Source organism: Pseudomonas jilinensis (genome assembly GCF_003586265.1).
GTDB classification, from domain to species: domain Bacteria; phylum Pseudomonadota; class Gammaproteobacteria; order Pseudomonadales; family Pseudomonadaceae; genus Halopseudomonas; species Halopseudomonas phragmitis.
Map to the genome: position 1 here is coordinate 115,296 of NZ_QJSA01000009.1, position 21,558 is coordinate 136,853.

General features: G+C 60.3%; 16 protein-coding genes. 3 read left to right on the forward strand and 13 right to left on the reverse strand.

The window, feature by feature from the left end; translation table 11 throughout:
- Positions 1-220: 220 nt before the first annotated feature.
- Positions 221-2,926: a nitrate reductase gene (locus C2846_RS11260; protein ID WP_119701489.1), complete on the forward strand. Its 2,706-nt coding sequence runs from the start codon at positions 221-223 to the stop codon at positions 2,924-2,926.
- Positions 2,927-2,929: 3 nt separating this feature from the next.
- Positions 2,930-3,706: a uroporphyrinogen-III C-methyltransferase gene (gene cobA, locus C2846_RS11265; protein WP_080051014.1), complete on the forward strand. Its 777-nt coding sequence runs from the start codon at positions 2,930-2,932 to the stop codon at positions 3,704-3,706.
- 184 nt (positions 3,707-3,890) lie between these two features.
- On the opposite strand, the gene C2846_RS11270 is transcribed toward cobA, so the two are convergent.
- From C2846_RS11270 to C2846_RS11325, 12 genes are all read right to left on the reverse strand, one after another.
- On the reverse strand, positions 3,891-5,675 hold the full coding sequence (locus C2846_RS11270; protein ID WP_119701511.1) for an ABCB family ABC transporter ATP-binding protein/permease: 1,785 nt from the start codon (positions 5,673-5,675) through the stop codon (positions 3,891-3,893).
- A gap of 77 nt (positions 5,676-5,752) precedes the next feature.
- Positions 5,753-7,108, reverse strand: a complete 1,356-nt coding sequence (locus C2846_RS11275; protein WP_080051015.1) for a hypothetical protein — start codon at positions 7,106-7,108, stop codon at positions 5,753-5,755.
- Between the two features lie 253 nt (positions 7,109-7,361).
- The gene (locus C2846_RS11280) at positions 7,362-10,469 is read right to left on the reverse strand and encodes an efflux RND transporter permease subunit (protein WP_080051016.1); all 3,108 of its coding nucleotides are present in this window, start codon (positions 10,467-10,469) and stop codon (positions 7,362-7,364) included.
- 10 nt (positions 10,470-10,479) lie between these two features.
- Positions 10,480-11,508: an efflux RND transporter periplasmic adaptor subunit gene (locus C2846_RS11285; protein WP_165443810.1), complete on the reverse strand. Its 1,029-nt coding sequence runs from the start codon at positions 11,506-11,508 to the stop codon at positions 10,480-10,482.
- A gap of 253 nt (positions 11,509-11,761) precedes the next feature.
- The gene (locus C2846_RS11290; protein WP_231705529.1) at positions 11,762-12,499 is read right to left on the reverse strand and encodes a dienelactone hydrolase family protein; all 738 of its coding nucleotides are present in this window, start codon (positions 12,497-12,499) and stop codon (positions 11,762-11,764) included.
- A 123-nt stretch (positions 12,500-12,622) separates the two neighbouring features.
- Positions 12,623-13,882, reverse strand: a complete 1,260-nt coding sequence (locus C2846_RS11295; protein WP_119701491.1) for an FAD-dependent oxidoreductase — start codon at positions 13,880-13,882, stop codon at positions 12,623-12,625.
- Between the two features lie 410 nt (positions 13,883-14,292).
- Positions 14,293-15,246, reverse strand: coding sequence for a LysR family transcriptional regulator (locus C2846_RS11300; RefSeq protein WP_080051020.1), 954 nt, complete (start codon positions 15,244-15,246; stop codon positions 14,293-14,295).
- 87 nt (positions 15,247-15,333) lie between these two features.
- Positions 15,334-16,107, reverse strand: a complete 774-nt coding sequence (locus C2846_RS11305) for an SDR family oxidoreductase (RefSeq protein ID WP_080051021.1) — start codon at positions 16,105-16,107, stop codon at positions 15,334-15,336.
- Between the two features lie 207 nt (positions 16,108-16,314).
- Entirely contained in the window at positions 16,315-18,216 is a 1,902-nt protein-coding gene (htpG, locus tag C2846_RS11310; protein WP_119701492.1) for a molecular chaperone HtpG, read from the reverse strand.
- An 87-nt stretch (positions 18,217-18,303) separates the two neighbouring features.
- Positions 18,304-19,287 carry a hypothetical protein gene (locus tag C2846_RS11315; protein ID WP_080051023.1) on the reverse strand — a complete coding sequence of 328 codons (984 nt, stop codon included), beginning with the start codon at positions 19,285-19,287 and terminating at the stop codon, positions 18,304-18,306.
- A 9-nt stretch (positions 19,288-19,296) separates the two neighbouring features.
- Positions 19,297-19,743, reverse strand: coding sequence for a PaaI family thioesterase (locus C2846_RS11320; protein WP_080051024.1), 447 nt, complete (start codon positions 19,741-19,743; stop codon positions 19,297-19,299).
- Positions 19,740-20,207 (reverse strand): PaaI family thioesterase, encoded by a 468-nt coding sequence (locus tag C2846_RS11325; protein WP_080051762.1) that lies wholly within the window; start codon positions 20,205-20,207, stop codon positions 19,740-19,742. The genes C2846_RS11320 and C2846_RS11325 overlap by 4 nt, the downstream gene beginning before the upstream one ends.
- Before the next feature lie 155 nt (positions 20,208-20,362).
- Between C2846_RS11325 and C2846_RS11330 the strand changes: the two genes are divergently transcribed.
- Complete coding sequence (locus tag C2846_RS11330) at positions 20,363-20,695, forward strand: hypothetical protein (RefSeq protein WP_095624511.1); 333 nt, start codon at positions 20,363-20,365, stop codon at positions 20,693-20,695.
- A gap of 79 nt (positions 20,696-20,774) precedes the next feature.
- On the opposite strand, the gene C2846_RS11335 is transcribed toward C2846_RS11330, so the two are convergent.
- Entirely contained in the window at positions 20,775-21,521 is a 747-nt protein-coding gene (locus C2846_RS11335; RefSeq protein WP_119701493.1) for a DUF599 domain-containing protein, read from the reverse strand.
- Positions 21,522-21,558 lie beyond the last annotated feature (37 nt).

Genomic DNA, 21,558 nt, shown 5'->3' on the forward strand with positions numbered 1-21,558 from the left:
GGACACGCTACAAGCACCCTCCGGGGCCTGCCTGCGATCACAGATCGACAAGCGTTCGGCTGCGCGCGAAGCAGTGCTTCGCAATCGCTTGCCTCACCCCTGTGCGCTCGGCGATGCCCATCCCTGGGCATCGACGGTCCAGCTCAGCCGACCGGCAACAGCGCTGCCAATACTTGCGCAGTCAATCAGTGCTCCCACGATCAGACTCGGATTTCTACAGATGACCAAGACTACAGCTTCCACCTGCTGCTACTGCGGCGTCGGCTGCGGGGTGCTGATCGAGCATGACAACGAGCGCATTCTCGGGGTCAGCGGTGATCCGCAGCATCCGGCCAACCTCGGGCGGCTGTGCAGCAAGGGTTCGACCCTGCATCAGACCGGGGATCTGGCGGCGCGGGCGTTGTTTCCCGAGCTGCGCCTGGGCAAGGGGCTGGCCCGCAGTCGTACCGACTGGGAAACCGCGATGGGTCATGCGGCCCAGGTATTCGGTCAGGCGATTGCCGAGCATGGCCCGGACAGTGTGGCGTTCTACATTTCCGGGCAGTTGTTGACCGAGGATTACTATGCCTTTAACAAGCTGGCACGGGCCCTGGTCGGTACCAACAATATCGACAGCAATTCACGGCTGTGCATGTCCAGTGCGGTGGTGGGTTACAAGCGCAGTCTGGGGGCGGATGCACCGCCCTGCTCTTACGAGGATATCGAGACCAGTGATTGTCTGTTGATCGCTGGCAGCAATATGGCCTTTGCCCATCCTGTATTGTTCCGCCGCCTGGAAGCGGCCAAGGCGGCCAATCCCGACAAACGCATTATTGTGGTTGATCCCCGGCGGACCGATACCTGTGAGATCGCCGATCTGCACCTGGCGGTACAGCCAGGGACCGATGTGGCGCTGTTTCACGGGATTCTGCATATCCTGCTGTGGGAAGGCTGGGTTGATCGGCGTTTTATCGATGCGCATACCGAAGGTTTTGATCAGTTGAAGTCGCTGGTACGAGATTACACGCCGGCGCTGGTCAGTGAGTTGTGTGGTATTCGCGTGCAGGATCTGATGGAAGCGGCGCGGATGATCGGCAGTGCACCGAGCTTTCTGTCGCTGTGGTGCATGGGGCTGAATCAGTCAAGCTCAGGCAGTGCCAAGAACAGTGCCTTGATCAATCTGCATCTGGCCACCGGGCAGATCGGCAAGCCAGGTAGCGGGCCGTTCTCGCTGACCGGCCAGCCCAATGCCATGGGTGGGCGTGAGACTGGTAGTCTGGCCAATCTGTTGCCGGGCCACCGCGATGCTGCCAATGCTGAGCATCAGGGTGAGGTGGCGGCCTATTGGGGAGTTGAGCGGATGCCGCTGAACCCGGGACTCTCGGCCATCGAGCTGTTCGAGGCGGTGCGGGCGGGCAAGATCAAGGCGCTGTGGATTGCCTGTACCAATCCGGCGCAGTCGCTGCCGAATCAGGCGCTGGTGCATGAGGCATTGGCCGGTTGTCCGTTTGTGGTGGTGCAGGAGGCCTTTGCCACTACCGAGACCTGTGCCTATGCCGATTTGCTGCTACCGGCGGCCAGTTGGGGTGAGAAGGAAGGCACTGTAACCAATTCCGAGCGCCGGGTCAGTCATGTGCGCCCGGCGGTGCCGGCCCCCGGAGAGGCGCGGCCGGATTGGGCGATTGTCTGTGATCTGGCCCAGCGGCTGGAGAAACAATTGCGTCCGGGCCAACCGAGCCTGTTCGCGTTTGCCAACCCGGCCGAGCTGTTCGATGAATACAAGGGTCTAACGGCAGGTCGCGATCTGGATTACAGCGGTCTGAGTCATGCCTTGATTGACGAACTGGGCCCGCAGCAGTGGCCGTTTCCATCTGGCGCTGAGCGCGGCACCGAGCGTTTGTATACCGATGGCCGCTTCCCTACTCCGGATGGCCGGGCGCGCTTTATCGCCGAGCAGTTCCAGCCGCCCAAGGAGAAGCGTGAGGCCCGTTTCCCGCTGCTTCTCAATACCGGTCGCCTGCGCGATCAGTGGCATGGCATGAGCCGCACCGGTACGGCGGCGCAGTTGTTCGGTCATGTCGAGCAGGCGCTGATCAGCCTGCATCCCGATGAGCTGCGCAGCCGCAAGCTGAGCGAGGGGCAGTTGGTGCGGGTCAAGAGCCAGCGCGGCAGTCTGGTGCTGCCGGTTCAGGCCGATGAACAGGTGCGTCCGGGCCAGGCTTTCATGCCGATGCATTGGGGTAACCGTTTTCTCAAGGGGCTGGGCATCAACGTGCTGACCCAGCCGGAATTCGATCCGCTGTCCAAGCAGCCGGAACTCAAGCAGGCGGCGATCAATCTGCAGCCGGTGGAGCTGCCCTGGGAGCTGTTCATTCTGGTCGAGGATCAGGTGCAGCAACGCTTCGCTGCTTTGCGTCCGCTCTGTGAAGACTTCGAGTACGCCAGCTTTGCCCTGACCGGACGCGAGCGCTCGGCCTTGCTGGTGCGGGTGGCGCATACCGAGGCTGCCGATGCTGCCTGGCTGGCCAAGGTCGATGCCCTGCTCGGCTTGGATGACGGCCCGGTACTGGTCTATGACGACCCGCGTCGGGCAGTGGGCAAGCGGGTGCGGATTGAAGACGGACGCATCACTGCGATTCGTCTGACCGGCGAAACCGCCGCCCGCGACTGGCTGCGCAATGTCTGGACCAGTGGTGAGGCCGATGCCGACCTGCGTCGCTGGTTCCTCGCCCCGCTCAGCAGTCCGCCCGGTGGAGCAGCGGTCAGTAGCGACAAGACCCTGTGTAACTGCATGAACGTCAGCCAGAGCCAGATCGAAGCCGGCATTGCCCGCGGCCTGGATCTGGACGGTCTCAAGGCCGAACTGGGTTGCGGCACCCAGTGCGGCTCCTGCGTGCCGGAAGTCAAGCGACTGATCGGTCGGCGAGCGAATTTTGTGGAGGCTTGAACAATGCACGCACTAACCCCGAACAACCCCGACACTGTGAATATCTGGCTGGTCGGCGCTGGCCCCGGCGACCCGGAGCTGATTACCCTCAAGGCGGTGCGGGTACTGGCTCAGGCCGAGGTGGTGATGGTCGATGATCTGGTCAACCCGGCGATTCTCGAGCACTGTCCGCAAGCGCGGATCATCCGGGTTGGCAAGCGCGGCGGCTGTCGTTCGACGCCGCAGGCGTTCATCAATCGGCTGATGCTGCGCTACGGTCGTCAGGGCAAGCGTCTGGTGCGGCTCAAGGGCGGTGATCCATGCATCTTCGGCCGCGCTGGCGAAGAAGCCCAGTGGCTGGCCGAGCGCGGGCTCAAGGCCGAGATCATCAACGGCATTACCGCTGGGCTGGCCGGGGCTACTCAATGCGGCATTCCACTGACACTGCGCGGCGTCAGCCGGGGTGTGACGCTGGTGACAGCCCACACTCAGGATGACAGCGAGCTGAACTGGCAGGGTCTGGCTCAGGGTGGCACCACTCTGGTGGTGTATATGGGCGTGGCCCGCTTGCAGCAGATCCAGCAAGGCTTGCTGGAAGGCGGCCTGCCCGCCAGCACCCCGGTGGCCATGATCGAGCGTGCCAGCCTGGCCGACCAGCGCCAATATCAGTGCCGGCTGGATCAGTTGTGCCAGCAGGCCCGCGCGTTCAAACTGCAAAGCCCGGCCGTGCTGGTGATTGGTGAGGTAGTGGCCGAAGCCAAGGCGCTGCTGCCGCAGCTTGCCGAACAGGCAAGTGCCTGAGTGGAAACACTGATTAATTGCACGCAGGCCCGGCAGCCTGGTTGTCGTTGAGCTGTTCTGGACCGTTAGATGCCAGGGATGGCATCTACGAGCCCCCAGGGATGGGTTCACGGCGTGTCCAGAACAGCTCAACGACAACCAGGCCGACACTAAAACCTGACTTAATCAGTGTTTCCTTAACGTCCTACTCCAAACGCTCGCGCTGCTGGTCGGCCCATAGCCGGGCGTAGGCGCCGCCGGTTGCCAGCAGTTCAGTGTGGGTCCCCTGCTCCACTACGCGCCCCTGATCCAGCACCAGAATCCGTTCGGCATGAACGATGGTCGACAGCCTGTGGGCAATCGCCAGGGTAGTGCGCTTGCGGGCTACGGCGTTGAGCGCATCGAGAATCAGCCGCTCGGCATGGGTGTCCAGTGACGAGGTGGCTTCATCAAGGATCAGAATCGGCGGATCCTTGAGCAGCACCCGGGCAATGGCGATCCGCTGCTTCTCACCCCCGGATAATTTCAACCCGCGCTCACCGACCTGGGTGTTCAGCCCCTCGGGCAGGCGCTTGACGAAGTCTTCCAATTGGGCCGCACGCAGCACCCGCCAGATATCGTCCTCACTGGCCCCGGGGCAGCCGTAGGCGACGTTGTAGCCGATGCTGTCGTTGAACAGCACGGTATCCTGCGGTACCACGCCGATGGCCCGGCGCAGACTGTCCTGGGTGACCTCGCGCAGATCCTGGCCATCGATGCGGATGGCTCCGGCGCTGACATCGTAGAAGCGAAACAGTAGCCGGGCCAAGGTTGATTTGCCCGCACCACTGGGGCCAACAATCGCCAGGGTGTGCCCGGCGGGAATCTCCAGGCTGACACCCTTTAGAATCGGTCGCTGCGGCTCATAAGCATAGCCGACCGCCTCGAAGCTCACCGCCCCGCCCTGCACTTTCAGAGCCGGCGCGCCGGGCTTGTCAGCGACCTTGACCGGCTGTTCGAGCAGGCCGAACAGACGTTCGATATTGGTCAGCGCCTCACGAATCTCACGGTAGATGAAGCCGAGAAAGTTCAGCGGAATGAACAGCTGGATCATGTAGGCGTTGATCATTACCAGCTCACCCAGGCTCATGCTGCCAGCTGCCACCTGGTTGGCCGCCAATACCATCATCAGGGTCACCGAACCAGCGATGATCAGCGCCTGGCCGGAGTTCAAGGCCGCCAGCGACAGGCGGTTCTTCATCCGTGCCGCTTCCCATCCAGCCAGATGGCGGTCGTACTCCTGGGCTTCAAACCGCTCATTGCCGAAATACTTGACCGTCTCGTAATTGAGCAGGCTGTCTACCGCACGGGTATTGGAGCGGTTGTCCATCTTGTTGCTTTCACGCACGAAGCGGTTGCGCCACTCAGTGCACCAGATTGAAAACGTCCCGTACAGAATCACCGAGCCCAGCACGGTCAGCGCATACACCGGACTGAAATTGACCAGCAGGATCACTGCAATCAGGCCAATTTCCAGCAGGGTTGGCAGGATATTGAAGACCATGAAGCGCAGCAGAAAGCTGATGCCACTGGTCCCGCGCTCGATATCACGGGCCAGACCACCGGTACGTCGTGCCAGGTGAAAACCCAGATCCAGCCGGTGCAGATGCTCGAAAACCCTGAGTGAGATACGCCGCATGGTCCGCTCGGCAACCCGGGCGAATACCGCATCACGCAGTTCGGAGAAAAACACCGAGGAAAAACGCAGAAGGCCGTAGGCTGCAAGCAAGGCTACTGGCACCAGGATCAGGGCCTCAGTGACCGATTCGAAATGCTCGACGATCAGCTTGAGCACCCAGGGCACCGCTACCCCGGCAAGCTTGGCCACGAACAGAAAGGCCATGGCCAGTAATACTCGGCCACGAAATTCGTTGAGATAGGGAATCAGGCTGGTGATGATCCGCCAGTTGACCGGAGCGTTGGCGTACTGATTATCGGAGTGAGGACGCATGTTGGGCTGAGGGCCAAGGCTGAAGAAGCCGACAGAGTGTGGGCTTGCCATCGATGATGGTCAAGCCCACGATTGTCTCAGTCCTCGTGCGGAATCGGGTCCGGGTTACGATCCCAGCCGACCATCAGCAGCGTGGCCAGGACCCCCAACCCCAGACCGGTCCAGGGATCGAAGAACGCCAGCCCGGCGCCAATCACCAGTACCGTACCCCGCGCGGTGTTGTTGCGTGGAATAGACATGGCCACATAGGCACAGGCGAAGGCGGTCAGCATCAGGGTCAGCGCCAGCGCCACATACAGCAGTGGTTGCAGCCCGGTGAGCAGCGGCTTGAGGAAGAACAGCAGCGGAATCCCCATCAGGTAATAGGAAATCAGTCCGCTGTGCAGGCTGTTCATGGCCTGTTTACCCTGAGCCCAGCGCTGCACGATGATCACCTGCACCCCAGTCCACATCGCGCCCTGGGTCGGGAAGAACGGCGCGAACAGCCCCAGCAATGCGTTGCGGATACCGACCGACAGGTGGGTCCGGGTCGGATTGATGTCGACATGCTCGTCGTGACGCTTGCTCAGGCCGTCGCGGATCACTTCGTTGCCGGTGACGATATCGCCGAACAGGATCACGTAGGTGATGATCGCCAGCGGTATGGCCTTGATATACATATCCCAGCTCGGCCAGCCAATAGCGAAGGGCGACATCTTGGCGAAGGCGTCACCCACCGGCGGAATCAAGATGCCCCACTGGATGTTGTAACTGATCTCGCCGACCATCGGCCCAACTACCGCTGCAATGAAAAAGCCCGGCAACAGACCTAGTGCCGCAATCAGTGCGACCAGTTTGTGCCTCTCCTTGAGCTTCTGCATCGGCAGCGAAAAGGAGAAGATCAGGCACACCGCGCAAGCCAGCATGATGCTTACCGGTTGATGCGAGAGCAACGCCGGCTGCGAACCGTCACCGACAAACACCCGCTGCACCGCAGCAATCGCGGCGCCGAGGATGATCCCGGCCTTGAGCGTGTCTGGCAGCCAGAGCACCAGTTTCTTGCCCAGCCCGGTTATCCCCAACAACACCAACAGTACGGCAAAGTTCAGTGATAGCGCGGTCATCACCTGGAACCGCGAGGCCGGGTCTTCGTATCCGGTCAACACGAAGGTCAGCACCAGCGGCAACGCCGGGGTGATCCAGCCAGGAGCATAGGGTTCGCCAAAGAAGATCAGCGCGGAGCCGATCAGAATGGAGTGCAGCATGGAAACGGCCACGGCTTCTTCGAAGCTCAGGCCGAAGGCACCGGTCATGATCGGGATCAGGGCCAGGCCGGTAGCGGCGGCCACGAAGAACCCCTGCAGGGCCTCCTGCCAGTAGAACCGCGTGTGGTAGAACGGCAAACGGAAAGTGAACGGCCCCCAGCGCCATCCAGGCAATTCGGGTTGAGACATAGCTGACTCCGTGGTTCTTATTGGACTTATTGTGTGGCCTGGCCGCAGTGCAACTCAGGCAGCAGTCATTATGCCCAGCGCGGCAAAAAAGTACATGCACCCCGCCAACCATGCGGGTTACGCCTTATGGGCCCCAGCCAGCGTCGGAAGCGCCCAGTGACGCGGGCTGGAGCCGGGTCTGCGGGCCTGACAGCGCCCACGCCCAGGCCGCACCCGAATTATCACGCTGATGAATAGATCATTTCCGACTGTTTCAGGCGCTGGCTTGCTGCTCACTGTCCAGGCGATGACGCACCGCATCCGGTGAGCCAGTCCCTCGCGCCATCAGGCTATACAGTACCGGGATCACAAACAGGGTCAGGAACATCGACACGCTGACTCCGGACACCACCACGATGCCAATGACCTGGCGGGTTTCCGCGCCCGGACCGAACGCCAGCACCAAGGGAATCGAGCCTGCCACCGTGGTTACCCCGGTCATCAGGATCGGCCGCAGACGCAGAGTGCTGGCCTCGATCAAAGCCTGCTCGAAGGGCTTGCCGGCATCACGCAACTGGTTGGCGAACTCGACGATCAGGATACCGTTCTTGGCCGCCAGACCAATCAGCATCACCAGGCCGATTTGGCTGTAGAGGTTCAGGGTGTTGCCGGTCAGCCACAGCCCGACCAGGGCTCCGCCCACCGCCAGGGGTACACCAAACATGATCACCAACGGGTGAATAAAGCTTTCGAACTGAGCCGCCAGCACCAGAAATACCACGATCAGGCCCAGCACAAACACGAACAGCAGTGAGCCACTGGCATTACGCAGGTCCAGTGATTGGCCCTTGTAGTCGATCACCAGGTTTTCCGGCAGGTGCTCACGGGCCAGGCGCTCGACATGATCCAGGGCGGTGCCCAGGGCCACGCCATCGGCCAGCGAGGCATCAATGGTGATCGCCCGATTGCGGTTGTAACGGTTCAGGGTGGTCGAGCCGGCATATTCTTCCAGACTGACCAGGTTCGACAATGGAATCAGCTGCCCGCTACTGGCCGAGCGCACATAGATATTTTCCATGCTGGCCGCCCGGCGCTGGGTCTCGCGCTCACCTTCGAGGATGACATCGTATTCCTCGCCTTCATCAATGTAGGTAGTCACCCGCCGCGAACCCAGCATGGTTTCCAGGGTCCGGCCAATAGTACTGATATTGACCCCCAGATCGGCAGCCCGGTCATAATCGATCTGCACCTCCAGCTGTGGCTGGGTTTCCTTGTAGTCGGAATCGATATTGGTCAGCCCTGGATTGTCCTCAGCGATCTTGCTCAGCAGGATATCGCGCCACTCGGCCAGTTCGTCGTAGCTGCCCGCCCCGCCAATCACCAGCCGGAATGGCTGCTGTTGACCGCTGGCAAAGCCCTGGCGCATGACCGGGAAGGCCCGGACCCCGGGCAGATCGCTCAGGCGCGCCTGAATGTCCGCCATGATTTCCCAACCACTGCGGCGCTGCCCCCAATCCTCCAGCACTACCACGGCAATCCCGGTATTGAAGGTGGTCACCGCGCCAAAGGCCCGTGGCGCACGCACCAGCAAGCGACTGATCTCACCAGCGTCGACCAGATCCATCAGGCGTTTTTCGATTTCATCCATGTACTCAAGCATGTAGTCATAGGAGGCGCCTTCCGGGCCATTAACCATGACGAACAGAGAACCACGGTCCTCACGCGGGGTGTACTCACTGGGCAGCTTGTTGAACAGCCAGCCAGTGCCAGCAAACATCAACAGGAACACCAGCAACGCCGCCCAACGGAAACGCAAGACGAAACGCAGAGCCTTAGCGTAAATACCCCGGGACAGCAACAGTACCCGCTCAACCCAGCGGCTCAGCCAGTTATCTTCGTCATGCGCCTTGAGCACCTTGGATGCCAGCATTGCCGACAAGGTCAGCGCCACGAAACTGGAGAAGGCCACGGCTGCAGCCATGGTCAGGGCAAACTCGGAGAACAGCCGACCGACATCACCCTGCAAAAAAGCGATGGGGACGAACACCGCCACCAGCACCAGGGTGGTCGAGACCACCGCAAAGGCCACCTGCCGGGCTCCGTAGAAAGCCGCCACCAGAGGCGTTTCTCCCTCTTCATCGATACGCCGGCGAATGTTCTCGAGCACAATGATGGCATCATCCACCACCAGACCGATCGCCAATACCAGCGCCAGCAGGGTCAGCAGGTTGACGGTAAAGCCAAATAGCAACAGGCCGATGAAGGTTGCAGTAATCGAAACCGGCAGGGTCACCGCAGGCACCAGAATCGCCCGCGGACTGCCAAGAAACAGGAAGATCGCCAGCACCACCAGTACCAGCGCGATCAACAGGGTACTGTAGACCTCTTTGATCGCGCCCTCGATAAACACCGAGCTATCGAAACTGGGCAGAATCTGCATGCCCTCCGGCAGGGTCGGATTCAGCGCTTCAACCAGCTCACGAGCTGCCCTGGACACATCCAGGGTGTTGGCGGTGGACTGCCGCTCCAGGCCAATACCGACCATGGGCACGCCATTGCCACGGAACAGATTGCGCTCTTCTTCGGTGCCCCGCTCGACCCTGGCCACATCACCCAGACGCACCAGATAGTTGTCATCGCCCCGGGCAATCACCAGCCGGGCGAACTCTTCAGGCAAGGTGAAACTGCGTGCTACCCGTACGGTAAACAAACGGTTCAGCGACTCGATACTGCCGGCCGGCAGTTCAACGTTCTCGGCCCGCAGTGCATTCTCGACATCCGCTACGGTCAGATTACGCGCTGCCAGCGCCTCACGGTCGAGCCAGACCCGCATGGCATAACGCTGGGCGCCACCAACACGCACCTGGCCTACCCCATCTAGAGTGGAAAACCGGTCAACCAGATAGCGCTCAGCGTAATCGGTCAGCTCCGGCAGGGTCATCCGGTCACTGGCCAGGTTCCACCAGACGATCACGTCCTGGTTGGCATCCAGCTTGCGGACCTGGGGTGGGTCGGCCTCATCGGGCAGTGAACGCAGCAGCCCGGAAACCCGGTCACGGATATCGTTGGCCGCTTCGTTGACGTCCTTGTTGATCGAAAACCGCACGGTAATGATCGAACGACTGTCTTCGCTGCGCGACTCGATATATTCGATACCCTCAACCCCGGCGATCCGCTCCTCAATCACCTGAGTGATTTGCGAGTCGATCACGCTGGCGGCGGCGCCGACATAGGTGGTGTCGATATTGACCACCGGCGGGTCGATGTCGGGGTATTCGCGCAACGGCAGCATACTGAAGGCAACCAGGCCAAAGATTACCAGCAACAAAGCCAGTACCGTGGCGAAGACCGGCCGAACGACTGCCGTATCCGAAAGAATCATCGGCGCGTCCTCAGTTGACTACAGGGTTGTTGGACAGCGCCTCAGCCAAGGGTGCGCCCGGCTCCAGTACCGCCTTGATCACGACCCTCTGCCCCGGCTGGACCCGGAAGCCGCCGTGACTGATCACCTGTTCGCCCAATTGCAGCCCAGAGGTCACTTCGACCAGACCTGGATAACGCTCGCCGATGTTGATCTGGCGCCGCTCGGCTACCCAGCCCCCGTCTCGCTCGCTCAACAACATGACGAACTGACGCCGCCCGACCGGCACCAGAGCTTCCTCGGGAATCACCAGGGCCTCACGCGGGGCGCTGGCAATCCGCACCGTCATTAGCATCCCCGGGCGCAGCAGGCCATCGGGGTTGGGAATCAGCGCCCGCACCCGGATCGACCGGGTCACCGGGTCGACTTCATTGTCCACACCACTGATCTCGCCCTCGAACAGCCGACCAGCGAAGGCTGCACTACTGGCAGTGATCGCCAGCCCCGGACGAATCGAAGCCAGGCGGGTTTCCGGCACACTGAAATCGAGTTTCATGACACTGTCGTCATGCAGGGTTGCCACCGGCGTCCCGGGGGTCAGCAGACTGCCGACACTGACCTGACGCAGCCCCACCACGCTGTCGAACGGAGCCCGGATCAGGCGATCGGCCAGGCGTGCCTCAACAGCCCTGAGACGAGCTTGGGCCAGTTCGCGCTCACGGCGCCGGTCATCCAGTTCCTGATCGGAGACAAACCGCCGCTCGACCAGTTGTTGGGCCCGTTGCAGTTGCCGCTCGGCATCATTGAACGCCACCCGGGCTTCTTCGAGCTGAGCGAGTTGTTCACGGTTGGTCAACTCGACCAGAATATCGCCAGCCTTGAGCCGCTGGCCGTCGGTAAAGTGAATACGGGAGATGGTTTCGGTCATGTTGGCGGTGACCACTGCGGTTTCGTTAGCCTGCAGCGTGCCGAGCGCCTCGATTTCATTGGCGATCTCGCGCTGTTCGACGGCGGCTACGATGACCTGCATCGGTTGTTGCGCCAGAGCCGGCAAAACCATACAGCATCCCAAGAGCCAACCGGCGGCCCAGCGCCTGACTCGTACCATCCTAAACATGTTTGATTCCTACTTACGCTTTGGCAGAAAGCCGCGAATTATACGTGACCCGATAGTCGCTCAATGATGACGCTGCGGCCGGCTTTTGCATACGGCTAATTCCTACAGGATGTGACAGCCCGTCTGAACGACGCGTTCAGCGTAATGGAACCCTGCGCCCACCTGCGCCAACGCGGCGGCCAGTGGGCGCAACCAGTCAATTGCCAAGGGTCTCGGCAAAGAACTGGTGCATGGCATTGAACGCCCTGGTGGCAACCTTTTCATGGTACTGCGCCTGCCCAGGCACATTAGCGGTCGGGTCGGTAAACGAGTGAACCGCGCCGCCATAGCTGACCAGTTGCCAGTCCACGCCAGCCTCACGCATCTCAGCCTCGAAAGCCAGCACCTGTTCGGTCGGCACATAGGGATCATCGGCGCCATGCAACACCAGCACGGGTGCCTTGATCGCCTTGGCATCGGCCACATTGGGCGTATCGAGATTGCCATGGAAGGACACTACAGCGCCAATCGAGGTACCCGAGCGAGCCAGCTCCAGCACCGTCCCACCGCCGAAACAGAAGCCAATGGCCGCCAGTCGTTCGGCATCCAGCCCAACTTCATCGGCTTGATCCTTGAACACCTCCAGCGCGGCATTGACCCGCTGGCGCATCAGCGCCCGGTCCGAGCGCACGAAGCTGGCAGCCTTGCCCGCCTCGTCGGTGTTCTGCGGGCGAATATCCTTGCCGTACATGTCCGCCACGAACACCACATACTCAGAGCCGCCGGCACGATAGGCTTTCTTTGCCGCATTCTCGGTCACACCCATCCAGTTGGGTACCATCAGGATGCCTGGCCGCCGCTCACTGACCGCATCGTCATACACCAACATGCCCTGATAGGCCTCGCCGTCAATCTCATAGTCGACCCGTTCAACAACCATTGCAGCCTGCGTCATTCCCGTTACTCCCGCCATCAGCAAGGTGGACACTATCCTTTTCATGCTTTTCCCCTTTATCCATCGGTTCATTTACAGTGCATCAAGCTTAGCAGCAGTACCACACCGGCATGGGCGCTCGGCTCATGCCGCTTGCACGCCCGTAGCAGCCAGCTCCGCGCCGTTCAGCGTCAGGTTGCTCAGGGCCAGTTGGCGGTCAAACAGCAAGCCGGTCTTGAGCCCGGCAACGGTACGCAATGCTTCACGCCGGGAGAGAGGCAACTGATTGGCCAGACGAAAACAGGCGTCACGCCATACCGCATAACCGGCTCGGTCCGACTGAAACAACGGAGTCAGCATGCGGCTGGCCAGTTGGTAGAAACGCAAGTGACGTCGGCGCACTGCACTGTAACGGGCGAAAGCCTCGGCCAGCCCGGACTCACGCTGAACCGCAGCGGCTAGTTCCCAGCCATCGACCAGAGCCAGATTGGCACCCTGCCCCAACTGCGGACTCATGCCGTGCGCGGCGTCACCAATCACCACCACCCGCCCCTGATGCCATTGGCGCATGCGCACATCGGCATACATCGCCATCGGCAACTGCTCGTGGGTTTCGATATGCGCCAACGCAGTCCCGGTATCCGGCCAGCAATCAATCACTTGCTGCTTCCAGACGTTCAGGTCCGTGGCCTGCCAGGCCGGATAATCGGATACCTTGAGGCTCCAGAAAAAACTGCGGCAGGGCTGTTCAGTACCTGGTTGCAACCCACTGGGCATCAGCCCGACCATGATCCTGGCAGCGTCATAGCGCTGCAACAAGGCTGCAGGCTGGTCAAACGGCGATGGGCTGATATGCCAAAGAGCGCCCCAGGGGTATGGCCGTATCTGCTGCTTCACCGCCAGCTGGGCACGCAGGCGTGACTGGGTGCCATTGGCAATGATCAGGCCATCGAAGCCGCCAAGGCGCCGGCCATCGGCCAGCTCAAGCTGCAGCTGGCGTGCGCCCGGATCGCCGAAACTCTCCACCTCAGCCTCCAGTTCAATCTCCACGCCGGTTGCCAGAGCCTCGGCATGCAGCACCGCCAACAGATTGCCACGATGCACACCCAAGCCGTAGGCGCCACTGCCCAGATCGCTGTAGCGAACATCCATTACCCGCAGCCCATCACGACGGCGGCCATCCAGCGCCTCGATCCGAGTGGCCCGGCCGGCCACCGCCGGCAACATCTGCATGCGGTCCAGCACCTCGATGCCCGATGGCTGAATCAGCAGCCCGGCCCCCCGGGCCTGCGGCTGAGCGAAACGCTCAAACAGCGTTACCCGATGCCCCAACCGGGCCAGCATGATCCCTGCGCTTAGCCCAGCGGTTCCACAGCCAACAATGGCGAAATGATGATGTGACATCCTGCCCTCCCTAGGGTCTGTTGACGTTTCATCGCAAACCACGTTGCTGCGAAAAATGTCGCCAGGCTAGGCGTGGGACGCAGGTAATGGTCGCTCCCTTGCCAAGTCCCACAACAACGCATGGCGACATTTTACGCGCAACCCGAAGGGCCGGGCCTGTTTTTGCGCGATGCTGCGTTGCTCAATGCTTATTTGGCCCACCAAACCTCGCATCTCGCGCCTTGCCTCGCGCAAAAACAGGCGCCGGCGCGGTTGCGATGAAACGTCAACAGACCCTAGCGATTGATGTCTGCGGCGGATTGCTGTAGCCAGTCTCTCGTTTGCTCTGACCACAGCCCAGTGCGCTCACAAGGGCTGCAAATTCAGCGGCTAACAAATGCAACGAATGCGATGGAGCAATCAACTGGTATTTACGGCAGTGCGAGCCCTTTGCGTTGCTCGCGCTCAAGACCGTTACGGATATCTAGATGTGGCTGTATCAACGCCTCGAACCACTCATGGAAGACAGCCAACCGCCGCGAACGCTGGCGGCGGTGTGGGTAGAGCAAGGACACTGGCATCGAAGCCGCACGGTGGGTCGGCATGACCTCCACCAACTGGCCTGAGTCCAGCAGGTTCTGGATATCAAAACGTGGGATTTGAATCAACCCCAACCCTGCCAGACAGCAGGCAATGTAGTTTTCAGCATTGTTAACGACTACCCGACTGGGCACGTCGAGCAGTTGCTCGCTACCATCATCGGACTGGAACTCCCAGGGCAGCTCCCTGCCTGACTTCGGCGAGGCATAGCCCACAGCCCAATGCCCGTCGAGCAACTCGGCTGGCTGATTCGGTTCTCCATGCTCGCGCAGATAGCTCGGACTCGCACAATTGATCAAGGTGATGTGACCCAGCGGTCGTACCACGAGACTGCTCTCATGCAACGAACCAACGCGTATTGCGCAGTCCACACCTTCCTGTACCAGATCGATGACGCGGTCGGTCGAGCTCAGGGTCAATTGCAGCCGGGGATAGCGGCGCAGCAGATCGGGTAGCGCCGGCGCAATCAAACGTCGGGCGATACGGCTGGGAGCATCGATGATGAGCCGGCCAGCAGCCTCGCGCTGGCCGGTTCGGAACAACTGCTCGATGTCTTCCACTTCAACCAACAAAGGACGCACACGATCCAGCAACCGCTCACCATCGGGTGTCAATCGTACCTGGCGCGTCGTCCGGTGCAACAGGCGCACGCCCAGTTGTGCCTCCAACTGCTGGACGGCCGCAGACACCGACGCACGCGGCACCTCCAGGGCGTTGGCCGCCTTGATGAAGCTGCCCATTTCAGCAACCTGAGCAAATACTCGATACTGCTCGAACCTGTCCATGCCTCTGCCCTGTCGATCATCTGGAGGTTAGCCCGCCAAGCCTCGCAGCACACTCCGATCAGGCCGCCTGCACGGGTGCCAGCATGCCTACTTCGTAGTGTAGCCACCGTTGATGAGGATGGTCTGCCCGGTAATCCACCAGCCATCGCTGACCAGGTGCCGGATGAAAGGAACTACATCCTCAATTTCGGTCAGGCCGGTCTTGCTGAACGGCGACAGCGCAGCAGCAGTCTTGTGATAAGCCACCGCGTCCGCCCCCTCGGCCGGGTAAAAGAACGGCGTATCCATCGGACCAGGACCGACCGCTGTCACCGAGATACCGCGAGCACCGAACTCCTTGGCGGCCGCACGAGTGTAGTGCTCGACCGGCGCCTTGGCGCCAGCATAGGCAGCATAGAACGGAGTAAAAGCACCTAGCAGCGACGTCACCACGGTGCAGACTTTGCCATTGTCGTTGAGGTTCTTGCCCGCCTCTTTTAGGAAAAAGAAGGCGGTCTTGGAATTGACTGCCGCCATCTCGTCGTACTCAGCTTCGCTGATCTCGACCAACGGTTTCTTGAGAACCTTACCAACAGTGTTGATGGCGATGTCTGGCTTGCCAACGGCAGCAATGGCATCGGCGAACAGCTTCTCGATAGCACCGGCCGTCGTCAGATCAGCCTGCAGGGCCACGGCCTGCGCGCCGCTGGCCTGGATTGCGGCGACGGTCGCGTCGGCATCGGCTTTGGACGCAGCGCTGTTGTAGTGGATCGCAACAGCCTTGGCGCCCTGTGCGGCCAAATCCCGGGCGATCAGACCGCCGAGGTTCTTGGCACCACCGGCGATGAGAACAACTTTGTCTTGGATGGAATGGTCTGCCATGAGAAATCTCCTTCACGAGTCAACGGAGAGTTCAGCTTAGGCGGCAATCAGCCAGGCAATAAACTGCCTGTGACTGGATGGATCATCCAGAAAAACAGCCTAATCAGGGGTATTTTGGCAAACAAAACATGCAATTCATGAATCATAAATGACGAAAGCCCCCTGTGCAGCAGCGTCAGGGGGCTTGTTGTGAGCAGGGCTCAGGGCTTACTTGCTGAGCTCTACCAGCAGTGCGTTGAGCCGGCGCACATAGCTGCCCGGATCCTGCAGCGCTTCACCAGCGGCCAATGCGGCCTGATCGAACAGAATCCGGGTCAGGTCGGCGAAACGCTCCTCGTCCTGCTCGGCATCGAGTTTCTCCAGCAGCGGATGGGTCGGATTGACCTCAAGGATCGGCTTGCTCTCCGGCGCTTTCTGGCCGGTGGCCTCAAGGATCTTGCGCATCTGCAGACCCATGCCGTCCTCGTTAATCACCAGTACTGCCGGCGAGTCAGTCAGGCGGTGCGAGACCTTGACCGCGTCGACCTCCTCGCCGAGCACACCTTTGATGCGCTTGAGCAGATCTTCCTTGGCCTTGGCTACCTCTTCCTGGGCCTGCTTGTCTTCCTCTTCGAGCTTGCCAAGATCGAGGTCGCCGCGGGCAATATCGACGAACTGCTTGCCCTGGTATTCGCTCAGGTGGCTCATCAGCCACTCGTCGATACGGTCGGTCAGCAGCAGTACCTCGATGTTCTTCTTGCGGAAGATCTCCAGGTGCGGGCTGTTCTTGACCTGGCTGTAGCGCTCGCCGGTCAAGTAGTAGATCTTGTCCTGGCCCTCGCTCATGCGCTCAAGGTAGGTATCCAGACTCACATTTTCACTGTCATCGTTGTTGGCGGTGGAAGCAAAGCGCAGCAAGCCGGCAATCTTCTCGCGGTTAGCGAAGTCTTCGGCCGGGCCCTCTTTCATCACACTGCCGAAGGCCTTCCAGAACTCTGCGTATTTCTCCGGCTCGTTCTTGGCCAGCTTCTCCAGCATATCCAGCACGCGTTTGGTCAGTGCCGACTTCATGCTGTCGATCGCCGGATCCTTCTGCAGGATCTCGCGCGAGACGTTGAGCGACAGATCGTTGGAGTCGACCACACCCTTGATAAAGCGCAGGTACAGCGGCAGGAACTGCTCGGCGTCATCCATAATGAACACCCGCTGCACGTACAGCTTAAGCCCGCGTGGAGCCTCACGCTGATACAGATCGAACGGTGCCCGACCCGGCACATACAGCAGGCTGGTGTATTCCAGTTTGCCTTCGACCTTGTTGTGACTCCAGCTCAACGGGTTCTCGAAGTCGTGGGCAACGTGCTTGTAGAACTCCTGGTACTCCTCATCCTTGACCTCAGTACGCGGGCGGGTCCACAGGGCGCTGGCACGGTTGACGCTTTCCCACTCGGTCTCGGCTGGCTTATCGGCCTCTTCGCCAAAATGCTGCTTCGGCAGCTCGATCGGCAAGGAGATGTGGTCGGAGTACTTCTTGATGATGCTGCGCAGGCGCCAGCCATCGGCGAACTCACTCTCGGCCGCCTTAAGGTGCAGCACAATGCGGGTACCACGCTCGGGCTTGTCGACGGTCTCGATGGTGAACTCCCCCTCACCGCTCGACTCCCAGCGCACCCCCTCTTCGGCCTTGAGGCCGGCGCGGCGGGTGAACACTTCAACCTTGTCGGCAACGATAAAGGCGCTGTAGAAACCGACCCCGAACTGGCCGATCAGGTGTGAATCCTTTTTCTGGTCGCCGGTCAGTTGCTGCATGAACGCGGCGGTACCGGATTTGGCAATGGTACCGAGATTCTCGATCACCTCAGCGCGCGACATGCCGATACCGTTATCTTCGATGGTCAGGGTCTTGGCAGCTTCGTCTCCGCTGATGCGAATGCGCAGGTTCGGCTCGTTTTCGAGCAGTTCCGGCTTGGCGATGGCTTCGAAACGCAGTTTGTCCGAGGCATCCGAGGCGTTGGAAATCAACTCGCGGAGAAAGATCTCCTTGTTCGAGTACATCGAATGGATCATCAGGTGCAGCAGTTGCTTCACCTCGGTCTGAAATCCAAGCGTTTCCTTATGGGCGTCCACGGTCATGGCGTCAAGTTCTCCACTCAAGGTCAAATGTAGGGGCTATTGCCGCTATTGGAATGACCTAGTAGATGGGGCGTGACTGATGACTTTTCAAGGGCTGGACAACACCTCGAGACTACGAACATCAAGCGGATGGAAATGCAGATCGACCTGATTGGGTCCTTGAGGCAGCGCCAATACCAGTCGGCGCGACTCACTGACCTCACGCAAACGGCCCTCATAGACCCGTCCACTCCAGGTAGTCAGGCGCAGTGGCTGCCCCAGAAAGGGGTCAGGCTCATCGACCAGCCCGAGGACGCTGAAGGGTTGCCACGAACGATCCGCCATCGCCTGGCGCGCTGGCTGAGCGAGTTCGGTCGTGGCTGGTTCCGGCGCTGGCTGACGCGCCTTCTGGCCCAGTTGGCGCAGCCAGTCCGGCACAGGCACAAGAGTCGCCTCACCGTTCAACCAGGTCGCATGTGATACCGGCAAATGCAAGTGGATACGCACCTGCGCCGACTGCTGCCCCGGGTCAGGAATGAACTGCAGGCTCAGGCTGTATTCATCGGCGATCCGGCGCAGCCCTGGGGCCTCCAGAGCACCGGCATGCCATTGCAGGACCAGTTCCGGCCAGCCACCCTGATCGCCCGGCAACCGTTCAATCAGCGAGTCCTCCAGCAGCATCGGCACCTGACTGAACTCAAGACTGAGAGCCCGGCGCAGACGCTCCCCGGAGCGCTCCTCAAAAATCAGCGTCTGCCCCTGCCAGTACACCCGCTCCGGATTGAAAACCTGACCCAGCATCTGGCCCTGGACACTGGCCTCGGGCGTTGCCATCCACTGCCCACTGATCAAAGCGGCAAAACGCTCGGGCTGGTCGCGCTGCAACAGGTACAGGCCCGAGCCGGCAGCCACTAGCCCCATCACCAACAGCAACCGGGGCAGCAGCTTGAAACCACGCAGAAACAACGTCAGCCAGGGCAGCAGCAGAGCCAGCACAAAAACACCGACCGATTGTCGCCAGGCCAGACTCGCCAGCCACACCCAGGCAACCAGGGTCAGAACTATACCGGTGAGAATCAGCAGCGCATCCATGTCAGTTACTCAGTCCAGCTTGAAGTGGGCTCGCGCCGTGGCGATGGGCTCGTTGGAACGAGTCTGCCAGGCAGTTATCGCGACATTGCCGACCCGCCGCCCCTGCCGCCAGACCTGACAGGTGGCGTAGGTATCGCGGTAGAGTCCAGCCCGCAGATAGTCAATTGAAAAGTCGATGATCTTGGGAAACGTCGGGCTGTTCATGAAAATCATCAGGTGCAGCATCGCCGCCTGTTCCATAAACCCGGCAATCACCCCGCCATGCAACGCCGGCAACACCGGGTTACCAATATTGTCCTTGCTGCTGGGCAACTGGAAGACCACCTCCTCACCCAGGCGCTTGACCTGCAAGCCGATCATACGCGCATAGGGGATGACCTCTACCAAGGGTGCATAATCGCCGGAGGTATGAGCCTCGCGCACCAAAGTCTCGATTCGTGCCGCGTCCAGACTCATGCCTGCTCTCCATCGATGGCCTTGGTCAGTTGCCCCTGTTTACCGGGCTTACCCATGCGCATGAAGGTGCCGACCACATGGGCAATCGGTTGATCACGACTGTCCTGGTAGGCCACACCACGGGTAAAGATCACCGTCGATGTCACACGATAACACTCGGCAAACCCATAGATCGGCTTGCCCGGTTCTGCCGGGTGCATGTAGTCGATGCGCAGGTCCAGGGTCGGACAGATTTCAAATTCGGGCAGATAGCACACCGTGGAAATCCCACAACAGGTGTCCATCAAGGTGGTTATCGCGCCACCATGGACCATGCCCGTCACTGGGTTGCCAATGATTCCTTCGCTGTAGGGCAGTTTCAGTACCAGCCCCTGTTCATCGGCCTGCTCGACCGTCATACCCAATGTCTGGCAGTGGCGCAACACGGATAAAAAATTGTGCGCGCGTTCTTGTATCGAACTCATGGCAACGCTTGACCTGAAAATAACCGCAAATCGGCCCAGCATATTAACCAGATCGTGCCCGATACTCCAGATTTCGGCTATTCTGATGAAGCGCTAAGGAACTCTTCTGCGCAGCGCATGACTAACTTGCAGGATCAAGTAACTAGGAGAATTCGATGAAAAAGCTTTGCGCAACCGCCGTTCTGATGGCCAGCCTTGGACTTCTGGCAGCCTGTCAGAGTGAGCCGGAAGACAAGGTCGAAGATGCTCGCGAATCGGTATCCGAAGCGATGGACAACCTCGGTGAAGCGGCGGAAAGCACCGGCGAAGCCATCGAGCAGCAAGCCGAAGAACTGATGGGCCATGAACCCACCACTGGCGAGAGAATCCACGAGCACATGGATGAAGCCGGCGAAGCTATTGGCGATGCCTACGACAGCAGTGCCGAGTATCTCAAGGAAAAACGTGACCAGGCCAAAGAAGCCTACGAGGACGCTATGGAAGAGTAATAACTATCGGCTCCAGGTACCCGGCTTCGGCCGGGTACCGCCCTCTACTGGATCTGCCATCCAGCCTCTCCCGCAAAACTCACTCGCTCTTCTCTTGCACCGCACCGTCGTTGAACAACGTCGGGGTGAACATCATCACCTTGAGCACATCGGAATGAAACTCGCGCCGATAGAGCACCGCAACGACCCCGGTGGTAATCAGCATATAGAGCCAGGGGTTGATGAACCAGCTCAGTGTCGCCAAGGCAAAGTAATACGAGCGCAAGCCCAGGTTGAACTCGTTGCCAGCCATCGACAGCACTCTTGCCGCCCGCTCGGCATAGGCCCGCCGCTCGCTTTCATTGACACTCTTCTCCCCCAGCAACGGTGCCGACCCCAGCAGCACCGAGGCAAAGTTGTATTGGCGCATACCCCAGGAAAAGGTAAAGAACGCATAGACGAAGATTGCCAACAGTACCAGCAACTTCATTTCTGAGATTTCGCGGCTGACCTGAGCCACGAATGGCAACTCTTGAAGCAGGTTCTGGGCTCGGTCGGTCGCACCCAGCACCGTGATCAGACCTGCCAGGATCAGCAAGGTGCTGGAGGCAAAGAACGCAGTATTGCGCTCCAGGTTGCCGATCACGCTGGCATCAGCTATCCGCTGCTCACGCATCAGCAACCGAGTCATCCAATCCTTGCGGTAAAGGTGCAGCACACTGGCCAGGCAGGCGGTATCACGGCCCTTGTAATGCGCGTAGAAGGTATAGCCTACCCAGCAGAACAGGAACCACAGAAAGGCGATCAGATTGAGCAGAACATCATCAGCTGCGGGTAATACGGGCATTCCTTCTCCTTAGAGTACGCTGTTGGCCGGAACCTGA

Coding starts and splice junctions, on each gene's coding strand:
- C2846_RS11320 (WP_080051024.1), bottom strand. CDS start 19,743: ATGAGTCTGGACGCGGCACGAATCGAGACTTTGGTGCGCGAGGCTCAT.
- C2846_RS11290 (WP_231705529.1), bottom strand. CDS start 12,499: ATGACGCAGGCTGCAATGGTTGTTGAACGGGTCGACTATGAGATTGAC.
- C2846_RS11285 (WP_165443810.1), bottom strand. CDS start 11,508: ATGGTTTTGCCGGCTCTGGCGCAACAACCGATGCAGGTCATCGTAGCC.
- C2846_RS11315 (WP_080051023.1), bottom strand. CDS start 19,287: ATGGATGCGCTGCTGATTCTCACCGGTATAGTTCTGACCCTGGTTGCC.
- C2846_RS11325 (WP_080051762.1), bottom strand. CDS start 20,207: ATGAGTTCGATACAAGAACGCGCGCACAATTTTTTATCCGTGTTGCGC.
- C2846_RS11270 (WP_119701511.1), bottom strand. CDS start 5,675: ATGCGTCCTCACTCCGATAATCAGTACGCCAACGCTCCGGTCAACTGG.
- C2846_RS11280 (WP_080051016.1), bottom strand. CDS start 10,469: ATGATTCTTTCGGATACGGCAGTCGTTCGGCCGGTCTTCGCCACGGTA.
- C2846_RS11335 (WP_119701493.1), bottom strand. CDS start 21,521: ATGCCCGTATTACCCGCAGCTGATGATGTTCTGCTCAATCTGATCGCC.
- htpG (WP_119701492.1), bottom strand. CDS start 18,216: ATGACCGTGGACGCCCATAAGGAAACGCTTGGATTTCAGACCGAGGTG.
- C2846_RS11305 (WP_080051021.1), bottom strand. CDS start 16,107: ATGGCAGACCATTCCATCCAAGACAAAGTTGTTCTCATCGCCGGTGGT.
- C2846_RS11275 (WP_080051015.1), bottom strand. CDS start 7,108: ATGTCTCAACCCGAATTGCCTGGATGGCGCTGGGGGCCGTTCACTTTC.
- cobA (WP_080051014.1), top strand. CDS start 2,930: ATGCACGCACTAACCCCGAACAACCCCGACACTGTGAATATCTGGCTG.
- C2846_RS11330 (WP_095624511.1), top strand. CDS start 20,363: ATGAAAAAGCTTTGCGCAACCGCCGTTCTGATGGCCAGCCTTGGACTT.
- C2846_RS11295 (WP_119701491.1), bottom strand. CDS start 13,882: ATGTCACATCATCATTTCGCCATTGTTGGCTGTGGAACCGCTGGGCTA.
- C2846_RS11300 (WP_080051020.1), bottom strand. CDS start 15,246: ATGGACAGGTTCGAGCAGTATCGAGTATTTGCTCAGGTTGCTGAAATG.
- C2846_RS11260 (WP_119701489.1), top strand. CDS start 221: ATGACCAAGACTACAGCTTCCACCTGCTGCTACTGCGGCGTCGGCTGC.